The 1786-nt window shown below is 40.5% G+C and carries 2 protein-coding genes; one reads left to right on the top strand and one right to left on the bottom strand.

Features of this window, described 5'->3' with window-relative positions:
- Nucleotides 1-1409 (top strand): ankyrin repeat domain-containing protein (locus Q9291_RS13435; RefSeq protein WP_306390631.1); only part of this gene is annotated, 1409 nt, incomplete at its 5' end.
- Between the two features lie 157 nt (nucleotides 1410-1566).
- Here Q9291_RS13435 and Q9291_RS13430 read toward each other — a convergent pair.
- The coding region (locus Q9291_RS13430; protein WP_306390630.1) for a hypothetical protein at nucleotides 1567-1786 on the bottom strand (220 nt) is incomplete at its 5' end.

Genomic DNA, 1786 nt, shown 5'->3' with positions numbered 1-1786 from the left:
GTTGCTCTAAAACCATGCGCACTGCGCGCGCCTTGACTTCCGGGGAAAATTTGTTTGTGCTCTTCATCTCGATATTCTCTCATCTTAAAGAGCCTCCTCAAATTACGGGGCGGTTCAGAGTGAATTTAGTAGCTTTTACAGCTACGTACGTATGCTATCCAACATTTGTTAGTGGAACTTTTTTCGAAAACATATCTTTCTGGTGGATTCCGCTTTATATCGCTTTAGGACTTATTACAGGCTTGCTCGGTGCTGTATTAGCTTTAGCCTTATTAATCCGAAGGACTAAAGAGGAAGCCCAAACACTGTCGTTACCCATTTTCCCATTGGCTTCAAGAGCACAGTTCAAGATCTGGACGCCGGTCTTGATACTGGTTCTATGTATTTACTTTGTTATCCAAACAGAGGTGTCTACGGGGATTCGCTTGTTAGGAACTCTTTTATTTTCATTCTCATTTTTAGTAACAATAGCCACAGGAATTCTCCCTTTTTACCTATCGCAAGATAGTGAAGGTAAGCGTTTGAGATTTACTGACAAAGCCTCAGGCTTAAAGAAGGCAATCAATAAATATGATTACCGCAGGAAGCTAACGAGTGCTTTTGATGCTGGTCAGATACCTATTTTTGATACATCTCAACCACCATCCGCCCTTCAAAAAAACGTGGTAAAAGAAATCACCAAGGGTTATCCCCTCAAGTTTCAGGGCAAGTTTCTAGGTCAAGATCAGAATGGAAACCTGAAAATGGAAGTAATGTTTAGCGATAAAAGGAGACCCCATGTTTTAGTAGATGTGCCAAATACTTATGTTCAAAGTTCTCTAAGTGCCTACCTAGAAAGAAATAAACCTGCTTCAGAGGCTGATATGCAAAAGGCAATATCTCATGCTTTCAATGAAGCAACCTTAAAGGTTTTATCTGATAAAGGCATTAGTGAGAGTGAACTTGGGGACTTGGTACAGGCTAGACAGTACGGTGTTTTGATTCAAAGACTTGAAGAAAAAACAGAGGACGTTAATAAATCAGGTGCTAACGGTTGGACACCTTTATGCCATGCCTCAGCAAATGGAGACCTGAAAGCACTTTCAATCCTCTTAGATCATGCTGCTGACCCTGATATCAAAAACTTATTAGAAATAGCTCCATTACATTATGGGGCACGGTATTTAAACCAGAGTGTTTGCAAGATGCTATTGCAGTATGGTGCAAATCCAAATATACAGGATGACACCGGTTCCACCCCTCTGATGCTTGCAGCAAGAATGGGCGGAGTTGAGATCGTAAAGTTGCTATTAAAACACAACGCCGACGCGACGATCAAAGACAATAAGAAACAAGATGCCTTGGGATATGCGACAAACTCTAAGCACGGAAATGTTGCGAGAGTTTTGAGGAATCATCATCAGAGATAGGTACTCTGACCTTGCCCGCAAAAACTGGAGTCCATAGCTAATCCCCACACTATGCTAGGTAACTAATGTTAATTCCCATGTTCAGGCCACTAGCTCTCTTCTTTCTCTTAATCTATCTTTTATCAGCTTTGATAAATAAATATTGGATTTATAGATCTCAATACAAATAAAGCATGAGTTTCTTAAACTTTTTATTTACACCTGATAACGAGTTGAAAATGAAGCTCACTTCTGGCCAAAAGAAATTAAAGGCTTTTGTTGAGAGGTGGCCCCGTTTAGTTGGACAGAATCTTTGAAGTTTTAAGTGAAATATCTTGCGATTCTGTTTAAGCTGCCTTGGGTGTTGCGGGCAGGTGTTTAAAGTAAAACTCATCCGG

It is taken from the genome of Methylophilus aquaticus, from assembly GCF_030769565.1.
GTDB classification, from domain to species: Bacteria; Pseudomonadota; Gammaproteobacteria; order Burkholderiales; family Methylophilaceae; genus Methylophilus; species Methylophilus aquaticus.
The sequence above is the reverse complement of the archived record's forward strand: the minus strand, read 5'-3'. Positions and strand labels throughout refer to the sequence as shown.